General features: G+C 46.4%; 23 protein-coding genes. 17 read left to right on the forward strand and 6 right to left on the reverse strand.

Features of this window, described 5'->3' with window-relative positions; translation table 11 throughout:
- Nucleotides 1-500: 500 nt before the first annotated feature.
- The 3 genes from UL82_RS07725 (at nucleotide 501) to UL82_RS07735 (ending at nucleotide 3,062) form a co-directional block, all read left to right on the forward strand.
- Nucleotides 501-821 carry a hypothetical protein gene (locus UL82_RS07725; protein ID WP_046440160.1) on the forward strand — a complete coding sequence of 107 codons (321 nt, stop codon included), beginning with the start codon at nucleotides 501-503 and terminating at the stop codon, nucleotides 819-821.
- Complete coding sequence (locus tag UL82_RS07730) at nucleotides 822-1,976, forward strand: hypothetical protein (protein ID WP_046440162.1); 1,155 nt, start codon at nucleotides 822-824, stop codon at nucleotides 1,974-1,976.
- A 162-nt stretch (nucleotides 1,977-2,138) separates the two neighbouring features.
- On the forward strand, nucleotides 2,139-3,062 hold the full coding sequence (locus tag UL82_RS07735) for a DUF808 domain-containing protein (protein ID WP_046440164.1): 924 nt from the start codon (nucleotides 2,139-2,141) through the stop codon (nucleotides 3,060-3,062).
- A 15-nt stretch (nucleotides 3,063-3,077) separates the two neighbouring features.
- Here UL82_RS07735 and UL82_RS07740 read toward each other — a convergent pair whose 3' ends face one another.
- Nucleotides 3,078-3,599 (reverse strand): hypothetical protein, encoded by a 522-nt coding sequence (locus UL82_RS07740; protein WP_046440165.1) that lies wholly within the window; start codon nucleotides 3,597-3,599, stop codon nucleotides 3,078-3,080.
- A gap of 367 nt (nucleotides 3,600-3,966) precedes the next feature.
- On the opposite strand from UL82_RS07740, the gene UL82_RS07745 reads away from it, so the two are divergent.
- Together UL82_RS07745 and UL82_RS07750 are read left to right on the forward strand one after the other, a co-directional pair.
- Nucleotides 3,967-5,643, forward strand: a complete 1,677-nt coding sequence (locus UL82_RS07745) for an ABC transporter ATP-binding protein/permease (protein ID WP_046441385.1) — start codon at nucleotides 3,967-3,969, stop codon at nucleotides 5,641-5,643.
- Nucleotides 5,644-5,657: 14 nt separating this feature from the next.
- A complete protein-coding gene (locus UL82_RS07750; RefSeq protein ID WP_046441386.1) occupies nucleotides 5,658-7,298 on the forward strand; it encodes an amino acid ABC transporter ATP-binding/permease protein in 1,641 nt (546 codons plus the stop codon).
- Nucleotides 7,299-7,376: 78 nt separating this feature from the next.
- Here UL82_RS07750 and UL82_RS07755 read toward each other — a convergent pair whose 3' ends face one another.
- Both UL82_RS07755 and ychF read right to left on the reverse strand, forming a co-directional pair.
- A complete protein-coding gene (locus UL82_RS07755) occupies nucleotides 7,377-7,763 on the reverse strand; it encodes a zinc ribbon domain-containing protein YjdM (protein WP_046440167.1) in 387 nt (128 codons plus the stop codon).
- Entirely contained in the window at nucleotides 7,735-8,820 is a 1,086-nt protein-coding gene (gene ychF / locus UL82_RS07760; protein WP_046440169.1) for a redox-regulated ATPase YchF, read from the reverse strand. Before ychF ends, UL82_RS07755 begins: the two co-directional genes overlap by 29 nt.
- 323 nt (nucleotides 8,821-9,143) lie before the next feature.
- Between ychF and UL82_RS07765 the strand changes: the two genes are divergently transcribed.
- The 4 genes from UL82_RS07765 (at nucleotide 9,144) to UL82_RS07780 (ending at nucleotide 13,531) form a co-directional block, all read left to right on the forward strand.
- Entirely contained in the window at nucleotides 9,144-10,781 is a 1,638-nt protein-coding gene (locus tag UL82_RS07765; protein WP_046440171.1) for a sodium-dependent transporter, read from the forward strand.
- Nucleotides 10,778-10,948, forward strand: a complete 171-nt coding sequence (gene metS / locus UL82_RS07770) for a methionine/alanine import NSS transporter subunit MetS (RefSeq protein WP_046440173.1) — start codon at nucleotides 10,778-10,780, stop codon at nucleotides 10,946-10,948. Before UL82_RS07765 ends, metS begins: the two co-directional genes overlap by 4 nt.
- A 183-nt stretch (nucleotides 10,949-11,131) precedes the next feature.
- Complete coding sequence (locus UL82_RS07775; RefSeq protein WP_052735919.1) at nucleotides 11,132-12,571, forward strand: AI-2E family transporter; 1,440 nt, start codon at nucleotides 11,132-11,134, stop codon at nucleotides 12,569-12,571.
- 63 nt (nucleotides 12,572-12,634) lie between these two features.
- Nucleotides 12,635-13,531, forward strand: a complete 897-nt coding sequence (locus UL82_RS07780) for a DUF6542 domain-containing protein (protein ID WP_046440175.1) — start codon at nucleotides 12,635-12,637, stop codon at nucleotides 13,529-13,531.
- Between the two features lie 83 nt (nucleotides 13,532-13,614).
- Here the strand turns inward: UL82_RS07780 and UL82_RS07785 are convergent, their stop codons facing one another.
- The gene (locus UL82_RS07785) at nucleotides 13,615-14,610 is read right to left on the reverse strand and encodes a 4-hydroxy-3-methylbut-2-enyl diphosphate reductase (RefSeq protein WP_046440176.1); all 996 of its coding nucleotides are present in this window, start codon (nucleotides 14,608-14,610) and stop codon (nucleotides 13,615-13,617) included.
- Between the two features lie 124 nt (nucleotides 14,611-14,734).
- On the opposite strand from UL82_RS07785, the gene xseA reads away from it, so the two are divergent.
- Nucleotides 14,735-15,976: an exodeoxyribonuclease VII large subunit gene (xseA, locus tag UL82_RS07790; protein ID WP_046440178.1), complete on the forward strand. Its 1,242-nt coding sequence runs from the start codon at nucleotides 14,735-14,737 to the stop codon at nucleotides 15,974-15,976.
- Between the two features lie 96 nt (nucleotides 15,977-16,072).
- Nucleotides 16,073-16,336, forward strand: coding sequence for an exodeoxyribonuclease VII small subunit (locus tag UL82_RS07795; RefSeq protein ID WP_046440180.1), 264 nt, complete (start codon nucleotides 16,073-16,075; stop codon nucleotides 16,334-16,336).
- 15 nt (nucleotides 16,337-16,351) lie between these two features.
- Here UL82_RS07795 and UL82_RS07800 read toward each other — a convergent pair whose 3' ends face one another.
- Complete coding sequence (locus UL82_RS07800) at nucleotides 16,352-16,924, reverse strand: DUF4245 domain-containing protein (protein WP_046440182.1); 573 nt, start codon at nucleotides 16,922-16,924, stop codon at nucleotides 16,352-16,354.
- A gap of 350 nt (nucleotides 16,925-17,274) precedes the next feature.
- On the opposite strand from UL82_RS07800, the gene glpX reads away from it, so the two are divergent.
- The 6 genes from glpX (at nucleotide 17,275) to UL82_RS07830 (ending at nucleotide 24,413) form a co-directional block, all read left to right on the forward strand.
- The gene (glpX, locus tag UL82_RS07805) at nucleotides 17,275-18,288 is read left to right on the forward strand and encodes a class II fructose-bisphosphatase (protein ID WP_046440184.1); all 1,014 of its coding nucleotides are present in this window, start codon (nucleotides 17,275-17,277) and stop codon (nucleotides 18,286-18,288) included.
- 295 nt (nucleotides 18,289-18,583) lie between these two features.
- On the forward strand, nucleotides 18,584-19,981 hold the full coding sequence (locus UL82_RS07810; protein WP_046440185.1) for a class II fumarate hydratase: 1,398 nt from the start codon (nucleotides 18,584-18,586) through the stop codon (nucleotides 19,979-19,981).
- A gap of 763 nt (nucleotides 19,982-20,744) precedes the next feature.
- Nucleotides 20,745-22,007 (forward strand): NRAMP family divalent metal transporter, encoded by a 1,263-nt coding sequence (locus UL82_RS07815; protein WP_046440187.1) that lies wholly within the window; start codon nucleotides 20,745-20,747, stop codon nucleotides 22,005-22,007.
- A gap of 134 nt (nucleotides 22,008-22,141) precedes the next feature.
- Entirely contained in the window at nucleotides 22,142-22,897 is a 756-nt protein-coding gene (locus UL82_RS07820) for a LamB/YcsF family protein (RefSeq protein ID WP_046440189.1), read from the forward strand.
- Complete coding sequence (locus tag UL82_RS07825; RefSeq protein WP_046440190.1) at nucleotides 22,894-23,520, forward strand: 5-oxoprolinase subunit B family protein; 627 nt, start codon at nucleotides 22,894-22,896, stop codon at nucleotides 23,518-23,520. Before UL82_RS07820 ends, UL82_RS07825 begins: the two co-directional genes overlap by 4 nt.
- Nucleotides 23,521-23,525: 5 nt before the next feature.
- Entirely contained in the window at nucleotides 23,526-24,413 is an 888-nt protein-coding gene (locus UL82_RS07830) for a 5-oxoprolinase subunit C family protein (RefSeq protein ID WP_046440192.1), read from the forward strand.
- Nucleotides 24,414-24,419: 6 nt separating this feature from the next.
- Here the strand turns inward: UL82_RS07830 and UL82_RS07835 are convergent, their stop codons facing one another.
- Nucleotides 24,420-24,974, reverse strand: a complete 555-nt coding sequence (locus UL82_RS07835; RefSeq protein WP_046440194.1) for a GNAT family N-acetyltransferase — start codon at nucleotides 24,972-24,974, stop codon at nucleotides 24,420-24,422.
- Nucleotides 24,975-24,997 lie beyond the last annotated feature (23 nt).

A 24,997-nucleotide genomic window follows, 5' to 3' on the forward strand; every position in this document is an offset into this window, starting at 1 on the left:
TTAATACTAAAAATTCTGTGATATTCCTGACCGTAAATCTTAATAATCTCTCCAGTAGCCAACTCGATTAAAAAGACTTGCCCTATATAAAAATGTCAACACCCCAGCCTAAGCCACTACTTAAAACCCACAAACTACTACACCATCATCACGGTCTTTTAGTACAGCATAGTTGCTGCGTACCGACCGGTTTACAAAAGCAATAGAGCAAAGCAGTGGCCTGCTATACGTTCACATTTCCAGCACTAACAAATAATTAAAACTCCGCCGAACAAATAAAACAACCAAAAATCATGGCATAACTAGACATAATCGACAAATAAGATTATTCGAAACTTCGTTATAGCTTAAATAAAAACTAGTAAAGAAATAATTTAAACCTGATACTGTAATAAAGAAAACTTCATTATTACTTTAAAAGGTGCTCATTCTATGCGTCAGCTTCACCACAGTGTCGCAGTACTCACAACTTTTCTGCTTACGCTTACCTTAACCCCCTATTGGCTACTAGCCAAGAAGATCCACAAGACTTCTCAGCTATTACCGATCAGCAAACTCCAGATGCAACTATTGCTGCCCCAGGTAGAGAAGGTTTAGAACCTGCTGAGCCTGGATTCAATGACAATACGCTTAATAATCAAGCTGGCGCAGCCTGGCACCCTACAGACTGTGCTTCCCTAGTATGGGCAGCCTATATGTATGGTGGTGACAAGCCAGTAGACATTGGTCATAACAAATATCTTCTTGCTGCAGTCGGCTATAGATCTTCTGTCTTCCCAATTGATATTGCTAATTCAACCGCTACCAGAGAATTTGAATAAATGTCTGCTCAATATTTTAAAACTCTTAGCCTCACCTTTGTGTGTCTATTCTGGATAATATCTTGTGGAAAAGAATCCCCCACTACCCAAAAACCAACTTCACTTAATGTCGAAAGTATAGGCAAGAGCTATATAGCTATATCTGAGTCAATTCAGCATAACGAATACGATGGTCACAGCTTTGTAATAAGTAAAACTGGCGCACTTTCCAATATCCAAAGTTTTACCAGCGTATATAACAACAAACTAGTGGCTTTCGATGGCGGATATGCTTTTGCTACCCCTGAGGGGATTTTAAAAGCAGATAGATCTGGAAATATTACTCCCGTAGATAATTTAACTAATTCGGGAGTTCTCTCTGAAGCCTACAGTTCACCTGATGGTAGTCATGCAATTTTTACTTTTAATGAAGGATTCTCTTATGGTTACGGTGATAGCCATGAGATACGAATAATCTCCCCCTCAGGTTTTGTTACTGAACCAACTTTATCTTATCCATATGGGGTAAGCGTATGTAACGATGGTTCTAGCTTTTGGTTAGACGTGGCTGAACCACCAGCGAGTCCAACCGCCGAGATACCTCTCGGAGCAAAAACTATGGTGGTATTGAACAAACCAGAAGAAAAATTCACTGCAGAATTATCGCTCCACTATGGGTTTATTTCTGATGCAAGTTTCAACTGTACGACCAATACAATTTTTGTGCTTCACTATACAAATAAAAAATATTTACTTGCACAATTCGTTATTACAGAAGATTCAGTAGATCTAGTAGCAGAGCGAGAGGTAGAGCGCTCGTTTTATACTGAAATGCCGGGTGGAGATGTTTTGTTACCTAACGGATTTATGGTGGTAAATCGCGATGGAAGTTTCACCAAAATCCCGCATACATCAGACGAAGAAAATGAATATGATACTTTCGGCATAGACGGGCATACTGTACAAAAAGTTTATTTTGATGGTCGCTTTTTAAACGTTTCCCATCTTGCGTCTGGTCGTAACGCTGACACATACATTTCTTCTTTTACCCTAGATAATTTCAAGGTTCCGATATCTACTACGCATATTCCAGACTCTGCGTATAACAATAAATCGAAAGTATCGAATATAATCAATGGCCGCTCAGCGATGGCCGGAATAATTGCCTTAGATTAGAAACTCCCATAGAACACTTCCGTCAAGCGTGCTAGATAACCTGGCACGCTTGACTACGTATTAAGCAAAAATTTCCTTTTTCTCACACTCACACAATTATTAACCACGTGAGTTAATTCGCACTACACTGTTTTTCACGCACCACCGAAAGGAAAATTACTTATGGCCGGAGGCCTTGCCGCTTTGCTTGATGACGTTGCACTTATTGCCCGTACTGCGGCAGCAAGTGTAGATGATGTCGCCGCAGCTACCGCAAAAACCACTGCCAAGGCAGCTGGCGTAGTTATTGATGATGCTGCGGTAACACCACGTTTTGTTGAAGGTGTTACCCCAGCTCGCGAGCTTCCTATTATTTGGAAAATCACTAAAGGCTCGCTTTTTAATAAATTCATTATTATCTTGCCCATTATTTTACTGCTCAATACCCTAGCCCCCTGGCTGCTAACCCCCATACTTATGCTTGGTGGTGCTTACCTTTGTTTCGAAGGAACAGAAAAAGTATGGGAACTAGTCTCTGGCCACCAGGAAGAAAAAGAAGAAGCAGTTGGCCAACAAGACGAAAAAACTATTGTCCGCGGCGCAATTACCACTGATCTTATTCTTAGCGCTGAGATCATGGTGATCTCGCTCAATGAGGTTGCCGATCAACCCATTTGGTTTGAAGCCGGAGTGCTTCTTGCCGTGGGTCTAGCGGTAACCATTGGTGTTTATGGTGCAGTAGCACTACTAGTAAAGATGGATGATCTGGGCATGTCCTTAGCAACTAAGGACTCCACAGGCGCAAAGAAATTTGGTCGTACATTAGTAACCGCTATGCCAAAAATCTTGCATGCTATTTCGCTTGTCGGCATGTTCGCCATGCTCTGGGTAGGTGGACATATTCTGGTTCAGGGTCTTTATGACCTCAACTTATGGCAGTGGCCACATCACTTTATTCATGATATGACTCATCATGTGGAGCACCTTGGCAAGGCAATCACCTGGCTCGTTGAAACCTTCTTTTCCATGGTCTTTGGTCTCATTGTTGGTGGCATTATTGCCCTAATAATGCACTTTATTCCGCGGAAAAAGAGTGTTCAACATTAACTGGCGCTAAAAGTTTTAAGAAACTCGGTTAAGCTTGCTGCCGTCGACAAGCTCCCATCGAACTCGATGTGCATCAGAAAACGATACTTTGGTAATCGTTTTTGCGGCTTTTCCCCTTAACAAAAACTCCATTGGTTCGGGGGAAAGGTCCAAACTGACAATAGATCCCCAGTGATATTGAGGGTGACTCGGCACTACGAAAAAACCAGGCGGTAGTGAACTTATTGAAAGCAAAGGCAGCTTAGTGTGACCATTAGCTTTTTGACTTTCTATCTCAATATCAAAAATGGGCTTTGTAGAGCCATTCTGTAAATAAATCCCCCAGCACTCTTCATCCCCACGACTAGTAAGTTTTACACCGAGAACGACAACGAGTTCTGCTTGTTCACGCTCTACGGCTAAGCGTATTTGTTTATCCCGATTATGTTCAATCTCAAGTGCCTTTTCGCTTGTTCGCCACGAAACCACCGCTGCAATAACCGCTAAAACACCACCAATTGCGGCTATCCAATCAGCCAACGAACCAAATTCGATCATGATTCCATCACACCTTGTCTTCCCATGTTCTTAGAGCCAATAAAATTTCACTGCAGTTAACGCTACAAGGAAAAATTAAAAACACGGAAATATTAAGTTTATTTAAAATTTCCGGCGACATAATTCAGCTTGGAGGCTATACACACTCATCCCAGTAAAAGCTGTTTGACTAGCCACTTCCATGCAGTAGTGGATAAGAAATCACCTATTCATTAATGTCCTGGATAGCTAGCCAGTATAAAAACAGTCTTATTCCACAATCACCATAGTATGTACCGACCTATATGAAGTATCTCCTCTTGTCACCATATGCGTGAAAGAGATAACAAACAGACGTCAATATTAGGTAATGCTAATATTGCTAACTATGTCGTCTGACCCTCATATCGACTCATTGCCCACCAATTGCCGGGGGATGAATTCGCTTTCTTTCTGGCTGGTACCGTTATATGCGGTGCTCAGCTACCTTGCCGCAGGTATTGCACTGGCAACTATGGCTTCTGTGCTTGCCCAATACATCCATAACGAAGAGCCTTATCTAGGCTCCTATGTGGCAATCGGAGCGGCTATCCTAACCGCAGGCATATTCACTGCCCTCGATATTCGCACCGGAGCTCACAATGCACGCAACCAAGAACGCCACACGCGACACCAACTTTTAGCCGCACTCTACGATGCGCCAACCATGTCTAATCGGGATCGAAAAGAATTTCATCCTGGAAAGCTTGTCGCACTCTTAACCGACAATGTTGAACGGTCTGCAGAATTTCAACATGCCTACCTAGGATCAGCTTTAGCATCCGTGGCATTTCCCATCGCCGTGGTTAGCTACATCGCGCTCGCTTATGACTGGGTTTTGGGGCTTAGCATGCTCGGTCAATTTATCCTTGTCCCCCTTCTACTACACGGCTTTATGAGATTATTCCGAAACCGTTCTAGTCATTCACGACGCAAGCGAGCTGGGCTTTCCGAAAAGTATCTCGATGCCATTAGGAATCTCACCACGATTAGCCTTATTAATGCCGGAAGTCGAATAGAACACCAACTGCGTGCAGAAGGCGAACGCAACCGTAGCGCTACTATGAAATTGCTGGCAGGTAACCAAATGGTGATCATTATTATGGATCTTGCAGTTTCACTTATCCTTATCTGCACCACCATTGCAATTATTGCTATCCGGGTTACTCATGGTTCTCTTTCTCCTAGTCACGGTTTAGCATCTGTTTTCCTCTTGGTTCTCCTACTTGCACCTCTGTCCCAGGTCGCTGGTTTTTTCTACGTAGGTATGGGTGGAATTGCTGCACAGCGAGCCATCAAAAAATATCTTCACGAACATAAGCCTGCAGAATCGACCACCAACGGGGAGACCACTTCAACAAAATATGACCCAACCTCGCCTGCGATTGTCGTCGATACGCTGAGTTTTTCCTACGGAGACACTCCAGTGCTCAACAACATCAGTCTCACAGTTGCACAAGGAACAAAAATAGCTATCGTCGGACGTTCCGGATCGGGCAAATCAACACTGCTGCATCTTATTCGTGGACTTCTGCCCGCAACCCCCGGCACAGTTTTGATCCAAGGTCAGGACACAGCAACAACACCGCTCAACGATATTCGTACTGCTACCGCGACCGTAGCACAACAGACCTGGCTCTTTAGCGGTTCAATCGCTGACAACCTACGCATCGCACGCATCGATGTTACTGAATCCGACATGTGGGAGGCACTTTCACGTGCCAACTTAGCCGCTGAGGTACGCACTATGCCTAATGGTCTAGCCACTGATGTCGGCGAGCGTGGAGCTTTTCTCTCTGGAGGTCAAGCACAACGACTATCGCTTGCCCGTGCCCTATTATCTGGTCGCGACATTGTGCTTTTTGACGAACCTACCAGCCACATTGATCTTGAATCCGAGGCACTTATCGTCTCGGCAATCCAAGACCTTCCTGCCCACATCACCGCCATTATGGTTACTCACCGCCCCGCTTTGCTCGCTGCAGCAGATACCGTCTACACAATGGAAGCAGGTGACCTGCGATGACCATGCCAACTACCATGACACCGTCGCTCAAAGAAGTTGTACGTTGGGTACTCTCACTGACCCGACCCGTTCATACTCCACTCTATTTTTCCATCGTCATGCGTATTATCCAGCTCAGCTTAGGAATTATGATCTTTGGGCTGGCGGTACAAGCCGTAGTAACAGTCATTATGGGAGCCAACCAGATAACTTCTACCCTTATCACGTTAACAGTGCTGGCTGCTATCAAAGCACTCGTTTATTATTTAGAGCAGTTTTCCGGGCATTATGTTGCATTTAAGGCTCTTGAATTGCTGCGCGGTGCGGCTTTTTCTCAACTCTGGCCAAAAGCTCCTGGGGTGCTGCGTTCCACTAAATCTGGGGAGCTGGTCACCTCGCTGACCCGTGACATCGATCGGATTGAGGTTCTTTATGCTCACACTATCGCCCCCGCGATTGCTGGGATTACCGTCCCGTTAGGATTCGGTATTGCGTGGGGGAAACTCTACGGCTGGCAGCTTTCTGCGATTCCTCTGGTTTTTGGTTTGTTCTCGGCACTTGTGGTTCCGCTCATCGGAGCAAAAAAGTCCTTCACTGCCACACAAAACGTATTAAGAAAACGGCGTGAACTGGCACAGCACGTCACGGATTCTGTCTTTGGTGCCGAAGAAGTCGTCTCCTACGGACGCCAGCAAGAAAGACTCGAACAAAATTGGGATATTGCGGGCGACGTCGCAAAGCTAGCTATACCTGCTGCACATTATCGGGCACTTCGACGCGGAATCAACCTCGGACTCACCTACACATGTGTGCTCGGCGTACTCATTGTAGGAATTGCTAGCAATACACATCCCACCAACATCGCTTTTATTATGGGTGGTTGCCTTTTGCTTTTCGACGCTCCACGTGGGTTAGAAGATGCTGCTGGCGCGCTCGATCACTCACTTGCTGCCGCACGCAGACTTCACCATATTTGTCATCTTCCAACTACGGTAAGCGACGGCACGCTACGCGTTGATCGCACACACCCTGTCACAATCAGCTGGGATAACGTTAGCTACGTGTATCCCGATGCTCCGGAAAAACCAGTATTGGAAGGATTTACCCACACCATCACTCATGGTGAGCACGTCATTTTTGTTGCGCCATCAGGAAGTGGAAAATCCACGGCAGCCCAGCTCCTTCTTAGGTTTGATAACCCCAGTAGCGGTGAGATTTTCCTCAACGGCATTGCCATATCTCAGTATCAATTAGCCGAATTACGCCAAGCCATTGCACTTGTACCACAGCGTAGTGAACTATTAACCGCAAGTATTAGATCCAATCTTCTTCTCGCGTGTCCCGATGCCACCGAAGAAGCCATGTGGCAGGTACTCAGTGTGGTGCACTTAGACCAAGAGATTCGTCGCCTACCGCAAGGCCTAGATTCACTCACCGGCACCGAAGTTGCCGGACTATCAGGTGGACAGATGCAACGACTATGCTTGGCACGAGCTTTACTTACTCAACCATTGGTGCTGGTTCTCGATGAATTCACCGCCAACGTTAACGCTGAGTTAGATCAGGCAATTAGACGTTCACTCGCCAAGTATTATCCACAGCTCACAATTATCGAAATTTCACACCGCGCGCACGAATATAACGAGAAACAGAGAATTATTCCTTTATTCTCCTAGCTTATTCTCCTAGCTCTGGAATGTTATAGAACTACAAAAGAGGGATCAGATTGTTCTGATCCCTCCACAAAACCCAACTTAAGCCTTTTTGACCACCGAAGATTTCAGATAGATTCGTCCCAGGCCGGGCACAGCGGCCTCGATATCGTGACCATTGACTGGCTGATCGAGTAATCGAATACTTTTAACCTTAGTTCCAACCTTGATAGTTCCACCGCCACTGCCAGCGATTTTTAAGCCTTTAACCACAGTGACTGCATCGCCATCAGCAAGCGGATTGCCCACGGCATCACGGATAGCTTCGCTTGCTTCAGACAACGATTCATCATCTGTGTCCGAGGCAAGGGTCCATTCATAAGCGCACATTGGGCACACCAGAAGCGTGCCCTGTTCGTAGGTATATGGCTCTGAACATTCAGGGCACGGAGGAAGTTGATCAAACATTGAACTTAAACTCCACGACATCGCCATCGGACATAACGTATTCTTTACCTTCTTGGCGTACTTTACCTTGTGCTTTCGCTTCTGCCATAGAACCAGCAGAATCAAGATCAGTAAAAGAAACAATCTCGGCTTTAATAAAACCGCGCTCAAAATCAGAGTGAATGACACCCGCCGCCTGTGGCGCGGTATCGCCTTGATGAATCGTCCACGCCCGAGCTTCCTTTGGCCCAGCAGTGAGATAAGTCTGCAACCCTAGGGTGGCAAAGCCAGCCTTAGCTAAAGAATGCAGGCCTGGTTCGGTTTGTCCAACAGATTCTAGTAGCTCCAAAGCCTCATCTTCATCGAGTTCAAGCAATTCGGTTTCAGTCTTAGCATCTAAGAAAACGCAATCAGCCGGAGCAACGAGCTCACGCAATTTCTGCTTGCGGTCTTCGTCGGTAAGCACCTGCTCATCAGAGTTAAAAACATAAAGAAATGGCTTAGCTGTCATCAAATGCAGCTCGCGAATAAGCATCAAATCAATTTCGCCATTTTTTGCCGCACTAAATAGAGTACGACCATCTTCTAAAATGGTTTGCGCTTTCTTTACCTCAGCAACCTGCTCAGCAAGGTCTTTGTTTTTGCGCGCATCTTTTTCTAAGCGTGGCAGAGCTTTTTCCATAGTCTGCAAATCAGCCAGGATGAGCTCAGTGTTAATAACCTCAATATCAGAATGTGGATCAACTTTGCCGTCCACGTGAATCACATTATCGTCAGCAAAAACACGCACTACCTGACAAATTGCGTCAGCCTCCCGGATGTTTGCCAAAAAGGCATTACCCATTCCCTCACCCTCAGAAGCACCTTTCACGATGCCGGCAATATCAACGAAAGAAACGGTTGCAGGCAAAATACGTTCTGAACCAAAAATTTCCGCTAACCGTAATAAACGTTCGTCAGGAAGCTCGACAAGGCCGATATTTGGCTCAATAGTGGCAAAAGGATAATTCGCCGCCAGAACATCGTTACGGGTTAGGGCATTAAACAAAGTGGACTTGCCAACGTTGGGCAGACCTACGATTCCAAGAGTAAGGCTCACGATACAACATACTATCAATAAGGTTCACTAAGCTAAATTGACTCCTATTATCCGCAGCGCCCGCATCTTAAAAAGCTACCCACTTGCCCTAGAAGATTCGAGCAATTTGACTATCGTAGTACGGCATCAAAAAGCAAGAACCGTCTACATGGTGGGATGGAGTTCCCAAATTTGCCCGTAGTAGTTTAAACTCACAAACTACATATGCCGAAGACCACCACTATCTTCTGGCTAATCCCACTCACACAACAGAGCACGGGAATATTTGTTTTTTATCGTATTGGGCTTCTCCAATACCATTTCGCCTGAAGAAAGGTGTGTTCATGTCTTCAGCACCTGCACAGGAACGCCGTGAGACTTTTTCCTCACGCTGGGTGTTTCTCCTGGCAGCTATTGGTTCCGCAGTTGGTCTTGGTAATATTTGGCGTTTTCCTTATGTTGCCTACGAAAATGGCGGTGGCGCCTTCCTCGTGCCGTATCTTATTGCGCTGCTTACCGCAGGCATTCCGCTGCTTTTTCTCGACTATGCATTAGGGCATCGTTACCGTGGCTCAGATCCACTGATTTTCCGCCGCTTTAAACGCGCCACCGAACCGCTAGGTTGGATTCAGGTTGGAATTTGCTTCTTTATTACTGTCTACTATGCAGTAATTATTGCTTGGGCAGCACTGTATACAATCAAGAGTTTTAACCTAGGCTGGGGCGAAGATCCTAACGCCTATTTCTTCAATGACTTCCTACAATTCGACGCAAGTACACAATTTTCAACTTCCGTCGTCTGGCAAATCGCCATCATGTTAGCAATTGTCTGGATTGCAGCAATTATCGTGCTTGCTACCGGTGTCGATGAAGGTATTGGCCGAGTGTCAAAGATCTTTATGCCAGTTCTTACCGTGCTCTTTCTTATCGTAGTTATCCGTGCACTCTTCCTAGAAGGTGCCTCGGTAGGCTTAAATGCCTTCTTTACCCCTGATTGGTCAGCACTTTCTGATGCTAGCGTCTGGGTTGCTGCTTATGGGCAGATCTTCTTCTCTTTATCAGTGAGCTTTGGCATTATGATGACCTATGCCTCCTACCTCAAACCACGCACCAATTTAACTGGCACCGGCCTGGTTACTGCATTTGCTAATTCCTCTTTTGAGGTACTCGCCGGAATTGGTGTTTTTGCCACCCTAGGTTTTATGGCAGTATCGCAAAATGTAGCTGTTGACGAGGTAGCAACCTCCGGTATTGGCCTAGCTTTCGTAGCTTTTCCAGCGGTCATTAACAATATGCCACTTGGCCCAATTTTTGGTGTGTTATTCTTTGGCACCCTTACTATTGCCGGCTTTACCTCACTCTTTTCACTTTTTGAAGTCGTGGTTTCGGCAGTCAAGGATAAATTTAATCTCAAACGCCGCGCTGCTGCAGTAACTACCGGCATTATTATGGCGATTGTTTCCCTGACTTTATTTACCACCACCTCTGGTTTAGCCACCCTCGATATCATGGATAAGTTCACTAATAACGTGGGTATTGTCAGCATCGCGCTACTAGTTATTGTGGTTCTTGATTGGATTCTTCGGCGTATCGACGAAGTCCAACACCACCTCAATATGGTTTCCTCTTTCCGAGTTGGCACGCTCTGGCGTATCTGCGTAGTTAACATAACCACTGTGGTACTTGGGGTCACCTTGGTACAAGAACTTATTTCATTAATCAATGAACCTTATGGTGGCTATAGCACCGCGCAAGTTGGCTGGTTCGGCTGGGGTGTGTTAGCAATTATCCTGGTAGTAGCATTTTTGCTTAGCTTGGTGTCCTGGCCAGATAATCTTCCTTTAGAAGGTCCGCCAGGTTCCGACTTTGGTGTTGATCCCGACTTTAGCCGCACCCCACAAGTGCCTAAACAATATAACCCCGAGCGTCGTATTGCAGGGTTTGCGGTCGAGCAGTACAAGAACAAGGAATGGAAAAAATGAGTACCGCAGCAATATTTATGATGATCCTGTTCATAGTAGTTATTTGGGGTGGTCTGGTAGTCACCATCATTCATCTTCAACGCCATCCGGATGAGCAATCTGGTGACCTTGGAACCGCCGAGTACGCCACTGATGAAGTTTTGATCCAACAAGAAATCCATTCTTAAATCGACTTCTTATTATTTTTCGTCAACACCCCGACGCTGGACTAGTTTTTCTGTGCCAGCTTTGGGGTGTAGCTATATGCACCACTTTTTTACTCACCACGATTTTTTATCTCACTCTTTTTTATTCAGCTTCTCCTTGTTGCTGCCCACACAGCTAATAGTTTTAGGGCACAATAAACAACTGTGATAAGCGCTACCCCAGAGCCAAATAATTCAACTTCGCCAACGGCAAAGCAGCTAACTACTGCTATGTCACCTGCGGAAATTTATAGCGAGATGGAGCCAATTGATCGCCCCATTGATCGTTCGCATATTATTGCCGCCGGAATTAAAAGCCTGGCTGCCTGGTGCTTACGACTACTTATTATTTCTGCCGCAATCTACGTCGGTTGGTTAATTATCAAACAAATGTCCCGCGGTGTACTTCCCGTTGCCTTAGCGCTTATCGTCTGCACCGTATTGTGGCCAATAGTGTCCTGGCTGCGCGCCCAACGAGTACCAGCTGGACTTGCTAGCCTGATTGCAATTCTTATCACCTTTGGTTGCTTTGGCGGGCTTATTTGGCTCATTGCCCCCAACGTTGGTCGACAATCTCAAACCTTGTACTACCAAACTTTTGAAGGTGTGCAACGTCTCCAATTATGGTTGCAAGGTCCGCCGTTTAATCTTGCCGACGAACAAATTAACCAACGCATTAATGAAGCAGCTCGGTGGGTACAAAATCAATCAGGAAACATCGCTGGAGAAATCTTCTCTGGACTAGGCATTGCCACTTCCATCCTGGTAACCATCGGTATCGTCCTTGTCTTAACGTTCTTTTTCCTAAAAGATGGCGACCGCTTTTTACCCTGGTTGCGCAGCATTACCGGTCAACGCGTCGGTTGGCACCTCACTGAAGTACTCACCCGGAGCTGGATTGCGCTTTCTGGCTATATTCGCGCCCAAGCTATTGTGAGTTTCCTTGATGCACTTCTTATTGGAGCGGGCCTTGTTCTTTTAGGTGTACCAATGGCGCTTGCGCTAACCGTACTCACCTTTATTGCCGGTTTTATCCCCATTGTGGGTGCCTTTGTTGCTGGTAGCCTCGCGGTACTAGTTACTTTGGTCTCTTTAGGGCTTACCAAAGCAATTATTACCCTAGTTATTGTGCTCGCAGTACAACAGTTCGAAGGCAATGTCTTACATCCAGTACTGCAATCACGAGCAATCAACCTACACCCTGGAATTATTTTATTCGCAGTCACTGTCGGATCTAGTCTCTTTGGCATTATGGGAGCTTTCTTAGCAGTTCCAGTTTCTGCCATCGTGGCAGTTATCGCCAGGTACACCCAAGAGATGATCGCTATTCGAGCCGGAGAAAAGAAAGCCAGCGAAATTGTCTTTGTTACCCAAGCAGGCTCCCTAGGTGGACTCGACGGTGAATTAACTGGGTTAAAAATGCGCGCTGCATTCCGGACGATGACCTCACCGCTACACCGAGAAAAATCCACCACCGCAGAACAATCCGAAACGACGCTACCGCGTCACAATAATGCCGTTGTTGTGTCTAAAAAAGTCGTCGCAAAGCTTAAAACGGGAACCAAAAGAGTCCAAACAAAGCTAGTGCAGCGCTTTAAACGATGAAAAACAAGAACATACCCCTGGAATATTCGCAGAGACCGGACAGCTTTAGTAGCATTACCTTTTGTGTCCATAAAGCCTGAACCTCACCGACGAACAGCCGATTCCCAATTTTACGGCATCCCGGCGTGGTCTTCTTTATCTATTCTGATCGCAGCCTTAGTTACTGGGGTGCTTTTAACCTTACAAACAGGGCTGCTGGGTTGGCCTTTCTTTACCTGTTTTATCGTTGCATCATTAGTAATCGCAATTATTACTGAACCACGCGGATTATTTATTTCTGTTGCTAGTATTCCGTTGTTCTATGGTATTTCTATTGTTGCTGCCGGCTATGTTTTAGTGCGGTCCACCGTGCCCGAAGGTGCTCCAACACAGCTCAGTCGCACCCAAATTATTACCTCATTATTCCCATTGACGCAGTATTTCCCACTGTTGTTATCAGTGACCATTGGTTGCGCGATTATCGCTTCTTTGCGAATCTTTTTACTGCGCCGACACAAATATCGTGCCTTGCAAAATAATGAGCAGCGCCGCCAGCGTGATCGAGCACGCGATATTTCTAACCGGCGTGCAGTATCCAAAGCGCGAGCCCAAACTCAACAAGGGCGCATTACTGTGCAGGAGCTCATGCGGCGAAATACCGAAAAACCACATGTCCCACGCACTACCTCGCTAAGTCGCGCCGAACGCGGACCACGTACCTATGCTCCAGTTTCTTCAAACACCAAGGCGCAAGAAGCTGCCGCAAAAATCGCCAACAGTGAAGCCACTAGCGTTCCTACCCAAAAAGCACCAACAAAAACTACTATCGATGTAGCGCAAAATAGTCCAGAAGAAGCTTCCTCTGCAACGGTTAATTCTTCCCCAGCTGCTTCGCTAGCAGCAAAGTATGCGGCTTCGAAAAAGGCAGCCGAAGACAAAGCTGCCCGAAAAAATAGGTTTAACGACGACCTATATTCTTAATCGATACTCGTTTTATTACAAAACCCCAGGTAATTATCACACCATTTTTGTGCATACTACCTGGGGTTGTTCATTATAAAAATTTAGGTTCGCGCGGGACGTAGATCACGAGGAAGCGCAAAGGTAATTTTTTCGGCGGCGGTAAGCACCTCAGATACATCGGTGTAGCCGTATTCGGCAAGCAACGCTACTACTTCGCGCACAAGAATCTCTGGGACGGAAGCACCAGAGGTAACACCAACAGTAGTCACACCATCAAACCATGCTGGATCAATTTGGTGTGCATAATCCACCAAATAAGAAGCCTCGGCACCACTTTGTAAAGCAACTTCTACCAAACGCTTAGAATTTGAGGAATTCTGCGAACCCACCACAATAACTAACTGTGCTTGGGTAGCAATAGCTTTAACGGCTACTTGGCGATTTTGAGTGGCATAACAAATATCGTCGCTAGGTGGATCTTGAAGATGCGGATACTTTTCGTGCAGCTTAGTTACGATATCCATGGTCTCATCGACGCTCAAAGTAGTCTGAGATAACCAAATGAGTTTCTCGTTAGCTAAAAATTCTGGCAACGCATCTACCCCGTGCACGCCATCGACCAAATGGGTAACCTCAGGGGCTTCACCAGCGGTGCCTTCCACTTCTTCATGGCCTTCATGACCAACCAGAAGAATATGATAGCCATCGCGAGCAAAACGCTTAACCTCATTATGTACCTTAGTCACCAGCGGACAGGTGGCATCTAAAGTTTTTAAACTCAATTGCTGTGCTTCTGCATGCACAGCGGGGCTGACCCCATGCGCCGAAAATACCAAATGTGCATTTTCTGGAGCTTCAAATGTCTCATCAACGAAAATTGCACCTTTTTTGGCTAAGGTATCGACAACATAGCGATTGTGCACAATCTCTTTGCGCACATAAACCGGTGCCCCATATTTTTCCAAAGCTTTTTCCACCGTCTCTACTGCACGGTCTACGCCTGCACAATAGCCGCGTGGGGCTGCGAGCAGGACTTTTTTGCTATCGGCAGAAGCGCCGGTATCAGTGTCTTTCGACATTTCAGAAGGTGCAGTCATGTTCACAATCCTAATCTAGATCACTTTCAAAGAGGCAATACTAGGTGCTTCCTGGGTGCCACGGCAAACATGTCCTGGCTTACCTGTACGCTATGAAGCGATACGAACAAAGAGGTGAACTCGCATGACTAAAGCAATTAATACTCCCGAGACCGCCCAACCGGTGCACGAGGTCAATGCGCAAATTAAATCTTGGATTGAACGAATGGGTTTTATTTGGGTAGAAGGCCAAATTACCCAAGTCAATATCAAGCCCACCTGGAAACTGAGCTACCTCACACTACGTGATCCTGAGGTGGAGGCTAGTGTTAATATCACCTGTTCTACCTCGCTGATTAATTCTTTGCCCCACATCCCTAAAGATGGTGATCGCGTTGTTGTCTGCGGTAAGCCAGCTTTTTATGCCAACCGTGGTTCCTTTTCTTTGTGGGTGACCGATATCCGTCCGGTTGGCATCGGTGAGTTACTTGCCCGCATCGAACAATTACGTCATAGCTTAGCTTCCGAAGGGCTTTTCGACGTCTCCCGTAAAAAACCACTCCCCTTTTTGCCTCGCGCTATTGGTCTTATTACTGGCCGAGGCTCAGCAGCTGAACGTGACGTACTCAGTGTGGCGAAAGATCGCTGGCCAGAAGTACAATTTGTGGTTGAAAATACCGCAGTACAAGGCGCAACTGCTGTTCCAGAAATAATAACTGCGTTAGAAAAGCTCGATGCTCACCCTAATGTTGATGTCATCATTATTGCCCGTGGTGGTGGTTCAGTTGAAGATCTCTTACCTTTTTCTGAAGAAGCTCTCCAACGTGCAGTTGCGGCAGCTCACACGCCCGTTGTCTCTGCTATTGGCCATGAACCAGATACGCCAATTTTAGATAATGTTGCCGATCTTCGAGCCGCAACTCCCACCGATGCAGCAAAACGAGTTGTGCCCAATGTGGCCGCAGAACGAGAGTTTCTTGTTGAACAACGACTCCGCGCCGCCCAAGCATTGCGTGGTTGGGTAGCTCGAGAGCATATGAATCTTTCAGCATTACGCTCTAGGCCAGTTCTTCACTCCCCGCTTTCAATAGTAACTACCCAACAAGAAAATCTGACTAATTTACGTAATCAATTCCGTCGGGCAATGCATACGACAATAAGCGCGGAAATCTCTTTGGTCGAAAGTTTACGTAAACAAATCTCAGCGCTTGGTCCAGCAGCAACCTTGGCACGAGGTTATGCCGTGGTACAAGTACTTCCGCGTGATCATAGTCCGGCCGAAATAGTAACCAGTATTAATCAGGCTCCACCTGGAAGTCAGTTACGTATTCGAGTAGCCGATGGTTCTATTGTTGCTGCTGGTATGCAAACCATAGCCACAGATTGATATTGAAGTATCGGTTTCTGCCAATCACTGATAGAGCCACGCATATTTGATCGCTATTTAGCTAATAAATAAATTCCAAAGACAAGGACAACAGCAATGACTACTCCTGCTAATAAACCCACCCTTACTGTTTTCACTCCACTAGAGGAACTCAGCTATGAACAAGCCCGTGCAGAACTGGTTGAGATTGTGCGCATTTTAGAGCTTGGCCAAATGAGTCTTGATGAATCTTTGCACTATTGGGAACGTGGTGAAGAGCTAGCTAAGCACTGCGAGAATTATCTTGCCGGAGCAACCACACGCATTGAAACTGTATTAAAGACCCAAGATAACAGCAATGATGAGGTTAGTCTTGATTAGTCTTCTGTCGGTTCATTAACCTCGGCTGGGAATAGCGTCGGTAGCTAATGTCGTTTGGATAAGTTCATCGAATTGTTCATCTGTGGCTGCACCAGTAACTACCAGGCGCACATCGACAAGATCAATAATTCGAAGACTGCGCACCCCACGCTCGGTGGAACCATATACCGAAACAGTTTTTCCAGCTAGCTGGTAATCGCGTACAAAGCTACGTACATGTGTGTCATAACGCTCGGCAAGTTCATCACTGGGCGCAGCTGTTTGCACCAACTGTAAATAGCTATCGTTACCGATAACCCAACCAACAACTGATGCACTCTGCCCAGCAACTACCGCCCGACGCGCAGAATTGGTCAACCACTGCGTAGGCATCTGTGGATAGCGAACTGGAAAAGGCTGAGTGCGCGCTTCTAACGTCAAAAAAGTCTGAGCCTCAACTTCTTGTACCTGGGCGTTTTCTGGTGTTCCCCGATCAAAACTACACACACCAGTAAATGCCACAGAAACAGCCATGACAGCCACAATAACCAGGACAGAATAAATCATGTCCCGACCATCCTCGAAGATTTTTGGTTTCGCTTCAGCCACGCAACCTAGTATGTCATGTTCTTGAATGATCAAATGTATTCCCACAGTGTATGGCCTTATGCCATAGATAAAAATGCCTCCCCCCATTCGCCTTCATTCCAAATAGACCACAAAGACCCCATGTTCGTAACACCGATCACACATTACCCCTGTTTAGGTGGATGTTTTCCCATGAAATAAACATTTTTTTGCAAGAATGTATGTCATCGCTCCGGGGTGGCGGTTACTTATCATTGAGCTATACGCCGTCACTGTGTTTCTTTTTGTCGTTGACATTGTTTTTAACGCGGAGTGCAACTTAAAACATCACTACAGTGTCTTACCTATTGCCACCTAGGAGGCTTGCACTTATGTCCGCACTACATCCAGAGACTCCCGATCGTAACCTCGCCCTTGAATTAGTTCGCGTGACCGAAGCTGCCGCACTCGCTAGTGGACGTTGGGTTGGTCGCGGCCAAAAAAATGCGGGCGATGGTGCAGCGGTTAATGCAATGCGCAAGCTTATTAATTCTGTAGAGATGAACGGTGTGGTCGTTATTGGTGAAGGCGAAAAAGACGAAGCCCCTATGCTCTTTAATGGCGAAAAGGTAGGAACCGGACAAGGTGCAGAAGTCGATATCGCCGTTGATCCTATCGACGGAACCACTCTTATGGCAGAAGGACGCCCCAATGCCATCTCGGTCCTTGCCGCCGCCGAGCGTGGTTCTATGTATGATCCTTCTGCGGTTTTCTATATGAAGAAAATTGCTGTAGGCCCAGAAGCTGCCGGAAAAGTAGATATCACCGCACCGGTGGCACATAATATTAAAGCCGTAGCCAAAGCTAAAGGTATCGCGACACATGATGTAACCGTGGTGGTACTTGATCGCCCGCGTCATAATGATCTCATTAAAGAAATTCGAGAGGCTGGGGCAAAGGTACGTTTTATCCGCGATGGTGATGTCGCTGGCGCAGTAGCTGCTGCTCAGGACTCCAACTCTGTGGATATGATGATGGGTATTGGTGGCACCCCGGAAGGAATTATTGCAGCCTGTGCCATGCGCTGTATGGGTGGTGAAATCCAAGGACTACTTGCTCCTACGGATGCGGCGGAGGCAGAAAAAGCACGCGCTGCCGGCCATGATCTTGACCGCGTTCTGTTGACCAATGATCTAGTAGCTAGTGATAACTGCTTCTTTGTGGCTACCGGTGTTACCAATGGCGATATGTTGCGTGGAGTGTCGTATCGTAAAAATGGTGCGACCACGCGTTCATTAGTTATGCGTTCCAAATCAGGCACCGTGCGTTATATTGAATCACTACACAAACTAAGTAAGCTTCAGGAGTACTCCGTTGTAGATTACTCAGAGGCCGCCACATACTAGATATAGTACTTTTACTAACCGCCATTTTCCGTGGCGGTCTTTCTATTTTCCGATGCTAGCTGGGCAAACACGTAATTTTTACGTCGAAAAGCACCCTTCCAGATGGGGGTGATTCACACCACCTACTGTGATGCTATTCCACCTAGGCCACATCAAGTGACTTTTTGGTACATACTGGTTGTCGGTGGAGTGTGTGCGTCTATGTTTTTCTAACCGGATGCATCAGCACTTCTAAATTTGAATTCACGTGTAAGTTTTTCTTACGCACCACAGACTAAAAAGGTGGATTCCTTAAATGACTGAGTACCGTATCGAACACGACACCATGGGTGAAGTGAAGGTTCCTGTAAATGCACTATGGCGTGCACAAACCCAACGCGCTATCGAGAATTTCCCAATTTCTGGCCGTGGTCTTGAGTCCGCCCAAATCCGAGCCATGGGTCTCCTTAAGGCTGCATGTGCACAGGTAAATAAGGATCGCGGTCTGCTTACCACTGAGCAAGCTGACGCGATTATTGCTGCGGCAAAGGAAGTCGCCGAGGGCAAACATGATGCTGAATTCCCTATCGACGTTTTCCAGACTGGTTCCGGAACTTCTTCGAATATGAACACCAACGAGGTTATTGCCTCTATTGCTAAAAACAACGGTGTTGATGTTCACCCTAATGATCATGTCAATATGGGTCAGTCTTCTAACGACACTTTCCCTACCGCAACCCATGTAGCTGCTACCGAAGCCGCAGTAAAAGACCTTATCCCAGGCCTTAAAGTACTGCAGGCTGCTTTAGCCAAAAAAGCTCAAGAATGGGAGCATGTGGTTAAGTCCGGTCGAACACACCTCATGGATGCTGTTCCAGTAACCCTCGGCCAGGAATTTTCTGGCTACGCCCGCCAGATCGAAGCTGGCATCGAGCGCATCGAAGCCACCTTGCCACGACTTGGTGAGCTACCTATTGGTGGCACTGCGGTAGGAACCGGTTTGAACACACCAGCTGACTTTGGCGAAAAAGTCACCGCTGAGCTGGTCAAGCTTACCGGTGTTTCCGAACTACGCGAATGTGTAAACCATTTTGAAGCGCAGGCTAACCGCGATGGCTTGGTGGAATTCTCTGGGGCAATGCGCACCATTGCAGTATCGCTGACCAAGATCGCTAACGATATCCGGTGGATGGGCTCTGGCCCGCTAACTGGCCTCGGTGAGATTCACTTGCCAGATCTCCAGCCAGGTTCCTCGATTATGCCAGGTAAGGTCAACCCAGTTCTTTGCGAAACTGCCACCCAGGTTGCGGCTCAGGTGGTAGGCAATGATGCTGCCGTTGCTTTTGGTGGCGCGCAAGGTGCCTTTGAACTGAATGTTTTCATTCCTATGATGGCACGCAATGTGCTTGAGTCTTCCCGGTTGCTAGCAAATACTGCTCGCGTTTTCGCTGAGCGCCTCGTTGATGGAATTGAGCCAAATGAGCAGCGCATGCGCACTTTAGCTGAATCTTCACCTTCTATTGTTACCCCACTTAACTCGGCAATTGGTTATGAGAATGCCGCTAAGGTAGCTAAAACAGCGCTCAAAGAAGGCAAGACTATCCGCCAAACTGTTATCGATCTAGGTTTTGTTGATGGCGAAACCCTTACCGAAGAAGAACTCGATAAGCGCCTTGACGTCCTTGCCATGGCTAATACCGACCGCGATAAATAAACATCGCTGTAACCACGATTGATTAATTTTTCGCCCACTTCCGGGTGCCTTTGTTAAGGTGCCCGGTTGTGTGTTTTATTTTCTAAAAAAGCTTTTCGACGTTTTTATTTCGCCTCGTGTTACCTAATTCAAAGCACTAAAAGAATTGCTCAAAGCTAACTCTCAATACTTTTGCGACTTTTGTGCAGCATCACAATACTCTTCGCTTAATCGAATATATTTTAATATCACCGGTAAATAAGCTAGTCAGTATTTCCTGGCTTGTTCTATAAAGCTTATAAATTACTCGTGAACTAGGAGCGCTTAAAAGCGCTAACCGGGTCTGCACCATAATAATGTGAGCATGTACGCTAATCCCTCATGACGTATATAAGCCTCTGGATGTAAATGTGTACCACTAGCCCAGCTTGATCCGGTATGTGAAAAACACTCGCACAAAGTATTGCACAAAATCTCTAACTTTTCCCTGATAAGGCTTCCTTTAATTGTTGTGAGGGTAGGTATTTGACCGCACATAATGCGATTTTTATCTTCGCAACAGCAACAGAAGCAGTGGAAATGACCTCCGTCGAACACCTTAACCTCACGCAAGCAATGATTTACCTCACTCAAATAAGTATGTCTCAACACATTTACCATCTATTGTGCACTACAACACTATATGTATAATCTTGGTGTTGGGTCACATAATTGTTCAACAATTTTAATCCCAGTTAAAGCTCATCCGTTTTACACACCCATATACATAAAGAGGTTGATCTGCATGTCTGATTCTCAACCGCCGCAAACCAATAGAACCCCCGCCCCTACACTTGCTCAAGCTACTGCAACCGCTACCGGACGTAGTGCCCTTATGGGAGCCATTTTTCTTATGGCTACCTCGGCAATTGGACCCGGCTTTCTTACCCAAACGGCAACCTTTACCAGCCAACTAGGTGCAGCCTTTGCCTTTGCCATTATGATCTCGATCATTATTGATATTGCTGTGCAACTTAATGTTTGGCGCGTTATCGGTATCTCTGGAATGCGAGCACAAGAGCTTGGCAATGCGGTTCTTCCCGGATTAGGGTGGCTACTTTCCGTATTCATTGCAATCGGTGGATTGGTTTTTAATATCGGAAATATTGCCGGCGGCGGGCTCGGACTGGATGCACTTATGGGGTTAAACACGACCCTTGGCGGTGTTATTACGGCAGGAATTGCCATCACTATCTTCTTGTTTAAACGCCTTGGTACTGGCTTAGACAAAATCCTGGTTGTTCTTGGTCTCGCCATGATGCTACTTACTGTGTACGTCGCAATAGTTTCTAAACCGCCAGTTGGCCAGGCTCTAAGGCAAACTGTTTTCCCCGATACCATTAATTGGGTTACTATCACCACGCTGGTTGGTGGCACTGTCGGTGGCTATATCACTTATGCCGGTGCACACCGTATGCTTGATTCTGGCCAAACTGGTGTAGACAAGATAAAAACAGTGAGCCAATCTTCAGTTACCGGCATTCTACTTACTGGCATTATGCGCATAGCACTATTTTTAGCCGTCCTTGGTGTGGTTACTGGCGGTGTTGTGCTTGATACTAACGGTAATCCTGCCGCACAAGCTTTTCACGCTGCAGCAGGCGAATTAGGTCTACGCTTTTTTGGTGTCGTATTGTGGGCAGCATCATTAAGCTCGGTTATTGGCGCTAGCTATACTTCAGCAACCTTCTTAATTCCAAATAAAGAAGAAAAAACTAGCCTACAAAACTGGATAACCATTGCTTTTATCCTTATTTCTTGCACTGCTTTTGTATGGTTAGGTACAGCACCAACCAAACTATTAGTCTTTGCTGGCGCATTTAATGGGCTGGTGCTTCCTATTGGTTTTAGCCTAATGATCTACATTGCCGCATTCTGTTGTCAAGATTTGCTCAAAGGCTATCGCTATCCCAAGTGGCTTATTGCTATTGGTGTACTAGCAATGATTATGGCTTGGTTGTTAGCCTGGCGCAGTTTTGAAGGGGTCTTTGCGTTACTTGGTAACTAAAAGTACCAGTTCATAACATGTGAAAGCTGTCTTCTTTTACTTTTCCCTCAAAAACAGCTCAGCCGTCTGAATCATTTTATTAGGTCCTGTCAGTTATTCTTTCCAACCTACCTCCGGTTATTTCTAGGATTGTTATGTCTTTACATATTGACCTCAACGCAGATCTTGGCGAAAGCTTTGGTCATTACACCATCGGTTCCGATAAGCGCATGCTAGAACTTGTCTCCAGCGCAAACATTGCCTGTGGCTTTCATGCCGGTGATCCGCTAGTAGCGCTACACACTACTGCCCAGGCCGCCAAATATAATGTTCGTATTGGTGCACACCCCGGTTATCGCGATCTGGCAGGTTTTGGCCGTCGAGCAATGAACTACGATCAAGAAACCTTACGTGCAGAAATTATCTACCAAATAGGAGCACTGCAAGCAGCAGCTCAAGCTGCACATGCACGGGTAGAATATGTTAAACCCCATGGGGCGTTGTACAACACAATTGCACATGATGAATACCAAGCGCACGCAGTTATCGAAGCAATACTTGCAGTAGATCCCACGCTAAAACTTATGGCGCTTGCCGGATCGCCCATTGTTCACTGGGCTCGCACAGCCGGATTATCGGTTATCCAAGAAGCATTTGCCGATCGTGCTTATACCGATCAAGCAACTTTAGTACCGCGTTCCCAACCGGGCAGCGTACACCATGATCCTAATATTGCTGCTGCCCAAGCGCTTGCTTTTGCACGTAACGAAGAAATCACCACGATCACTGGGAAGAAAATTACCATTGAGGCTGATTCAATTTGTGTCCATGGTGATAATGAAGCAGCACTTACGCTGGTACAACATATAATTACTACCCTTGATCACCACGATATCGCTATTCGTCCATGAAATTTCACTTTTTAGGCGATACCGCCGTACTCATTGACCTAGAATCACTAACACATGTGTTAGCACTTTTTAGTGCGCTTGCTCATGCCCAGCGCGAGGGAGATTTCGCAGGTGTTATTGAGTTTGTTCCGGCAGCTACTACTTTATTAGCCAAACTTGATACCACCGTATTATCTCAATCTGAATTCATCGAAAAGACTCGTCGAATAGAAGTACTTACCGATAGCACTGCTGCTTCGCAGACCGAACCAATTAGTATTCCGGTTGCTTATAACGGCGCAGATCTTTCTGAGGCAGCTAGCATTACCGGATTGAATGTCCGTGAGCTTATCGACGCTCATACCTCAATCACCTGGACAGCAGCTTTTGGTGGTTTTGCACCAGGTTTTATGTATTTAGTCACCGATGCCCCATGGTTTGAAATTCCGCGTTTGGCTAGCCCGCGCACCCACATACCTGCTGGTTCAGTAGCATTAGCCGGCGGTTTTTCTGCTGTTTATCCAGCAGTATCTCCTGGTGGCTGGCAGCTTCTTGGCATCACCGAAGAGATTATGTGGGAAACTCACCGTGCTCGCCCGAGTTTAATTATGCCTGGCGATACCGTTCGATTTATAGAGGTATAAGCACAATGAACACACTTTTTCATGTCCTAACCCCTGGTATGCAGGCGATTTTCCAAGATCAAGGTCGCTACGGTTTTGCTAGTACCGGTGTCGGTTCTGCTGGTAGTTTTGATCGTCTTTCAGCAAGTCGCGCAAATCAGGCAGTTGGCAACCGGACTAGTTCTCCAGTCATAGAGATTTTATTTGGTGGTTTCAGTATTCAAGCCCATACGCAATGTGCGGTTGTTTTTAGCGGAACTCATGCAGAAATCAGTGTTATAAAACTCGCGGGTATCGTCGAAAAGTATTACACCAATCACGTACTCTGTGTAGAAGCCGGCGATATTATTACTCTGCACAAGCCGCAATACGGTATGCGTGCTTATTGTGCGGTACGCGGTGGTTTTGATGTTGAACCAATACTTGGCTCGGCATCTTATGACGCGCTCAGCGGTATTGGTCCAGCTCCGCTTAGTAGTGGCGATATGTTATGTGGTAGTAACCAATTCCTCGTCGAAGATCATTGGTCACCAGAACGAGAACTTCCCCAACCCCAACCACCACTGCCGGTGGAAACTCTCGAGGTTGTTTTAGGACCACGTGATGATTGGTTTACTACAGAAACTGTAGCGAGTTTCCTTAGCCAAAAATTTAGCGTAAGCCCCGATTCCAACCGAATTGGTGTGCGTATGATCCCCACCACGCCTTTAGAGCACTTACGTTCAGGTGAACTAGCTAGCGAAGGTATGGTGCGTGGTTGCATCCAAGTACCACCAAATGGCCACCCGGTTGTTTTTGGCCCAGACCACCCAGTTACTGGTGGTTATCCGGTGATTGCAGTACTAACCTCAGCGGCTTGTGATCGTCTTGGCCAACTTCCACCGGGGCATATCGTTCAATTTCAATTAGCCTAACTACGCTTAGACAAGAGCTGCGGCTGTTTCATCGTCAATTTCTGGTTTGGGAAGTAATTTCTCATAAACCTCTGTCGAGCGCCACTGTCCGGCAAGCTCACCATATGTCATTTTGGCTAAATGGCTAAAGGTTCCAACTTTTTCAAAGCCACGAGAAATATGCAGCTTCGCAGAACCGTCATTTTCTGGGAAAATCCAGGAATGGATCGCCCATTTTTCTAAACCTTGGCATACTTCAATGAGTTTGTCTAAAAGCGCTCCGGCAACTCCGCGTCCGCGGGCATCGGGGTGAATATAAATCGAGTCTTCGACTACTCCATGAAAAACACTACGAGTAGAAATCGGTGCCGCTGCTACCCATCCGATCACCTTATTATTGTCATGTGTTTCTACTGCCACATATAAGGTTTCTAGAATCTTAGTGGCACTAAATTTTTCCCAGCTGGGTGCCTCTACCTCATAGGTAGCATGGCCGGTTTCTAAACCAAGTAAATAGATCTGTTGTACCTGGCCAAAATCAGAACGTTGTAGTGGACGAATCACAAAATCTTTATCGGACATGGACACAATTGTTCCTTCGATAG

The organism is Corynebacterium kutscheri (assembly GCF_000980835.1).
Lineage (GTDB): Bacteria > Actinomycetota > Actinomycetes > Mycobacteriales > Mycobacteriaceae > Corynebacterium > Corynebacterium kutscheri.

What these genes read in the sequence shown, in the direction of transcription:
- UL82_RS07740 (WP_046440165.1), bottom strand. Translation starts at nt 3,599, where the DNA reads ATGATCGAATTTGGTTCGTTGGCTGATTGGATAGCCGCAATTGGTGGT.
- UL82_RS07810 (WP_046440185.1), top strand. Translation starts at nt 18,584, where the DNA reads ATGACTGAGTACCGTATCGAACACGACACCATGGGTGAAGTGAAGGTT.
- xseA (WP_046440178.1), top strand. Translation starts at nt 14,735, where the DNA reads ATGACTAAAGCAATTAATACTCCCGAGACCGCCCAACCGGTGCACGAG.
- UL82_RS07730 (WP_046440162.1), top strand. Translation starts at nt 822, where the DNA reads ATGTCTGCTCAATATTTTAAAACTCTTAGCCTCACCTTTGTGTGTCTA.
- UL82_RS07835 (WP_046440194.1), bottom strand. Translation starts at nt 24,974, where the DNA reads ATGTCCGATAAAGATTTTGTGATTCGTCCACTACAACGTTCTGATTTT.
- UL82_RS07750 (WP_046441386.1), top strand. Translation starts at nt 5,658, where the DNA reads ATGACACCGTCGCTCAAAGAAGTTGTACGTTGGGTACTCTCACTGACC.
- glpX (WP_046440184.1), top strand. Translation starts at nt 17,275, where the DNA reads ATGTCCGCACTACATCCAGAGACTCCCGATCGTAACCTCGCCCTTGAA.
- UL82_RS07765 (WP_046440171.1), top strand. Translation starts at nt 9,144, where the DNA reads ATGTCTTCAGCACCTGCACAGGAACGCCGTGAGACTTTTTCCTCACGC.
- UL82_RS07830 (WP_046440192.1), top strand. Translation starts at nt 23,526, where the DNA reads ATGAACACACTTTTTCATGTCCTAACCCCTGGTATGCAGGCGATTTTC.
- UL82_RS07795 (WP_046440180.1), top strand. Translation starts at nt 16,073, where the DNA reads ATGACTACTCCTGCTAATAAACCCACCCTTACTGTTTTCACTCCACTA.
- UL82_RS07815 (WP_046440187.1), top strand. Translation starts at nt 20,745, where the DNA reads ATGTCTGATTCTCAACCGCCGCAAACCAATAGAACCCCCGCCCCTACA.
- UL82_RS07755 (WP_046440167.1), bottom strand. Translation starts at nt 7,763, where the DNA reads ATGTCGTGGAGTTTAAGTTCAATGTTTGATCAACTTCCTCCGTGCCCT.
- UL82_RS07820 (WP_046440189.1), top strand. Translation starts at nt 22,142, where the DNA reads ATGTCTTTACATATTGACCTCAACGCAGATCTTGGCGAAAGCTTTGGT.
- UL82_RS07825 (WP_046440190.1), top strand. Translation starts at nt 22,894, where the DNA reads ATGAAATTTCACTTTTTAGGCGATACCGCCGTACTCATTGACCTAGAA.
- UL82_RS07735 (WP_046440164.1), top strand. Translation starts at nt 2,139, where the DNA reads ATGGCCGGAGGCCTTGCCGCTTTGCTTGATGACGTTGCACTTATTGCC.
- UL82_RS07745 (WP_046441385.1), top strand. Translation starts at nt 3,967, where the DNA reads ATGTCGTCTGACCCTCATATCGACTCATTGCCCACCAATTGCCGGGGG.
- UL82_RS07785 (WP_046440176.1), bottom strand. Translation starts at nt 14,610, where the DNA reads ATGACTGCACCTTCTGAAATGTCGAAAGACACTGATACCGGCGCTTCT.
- metS (WP_046440173.1), top strand. Translation starts at nt 10,778, where the DNA reads ATGAGTACCGCAGCAATATTTATGATGATCCTGTTCATAGTAGTTATT.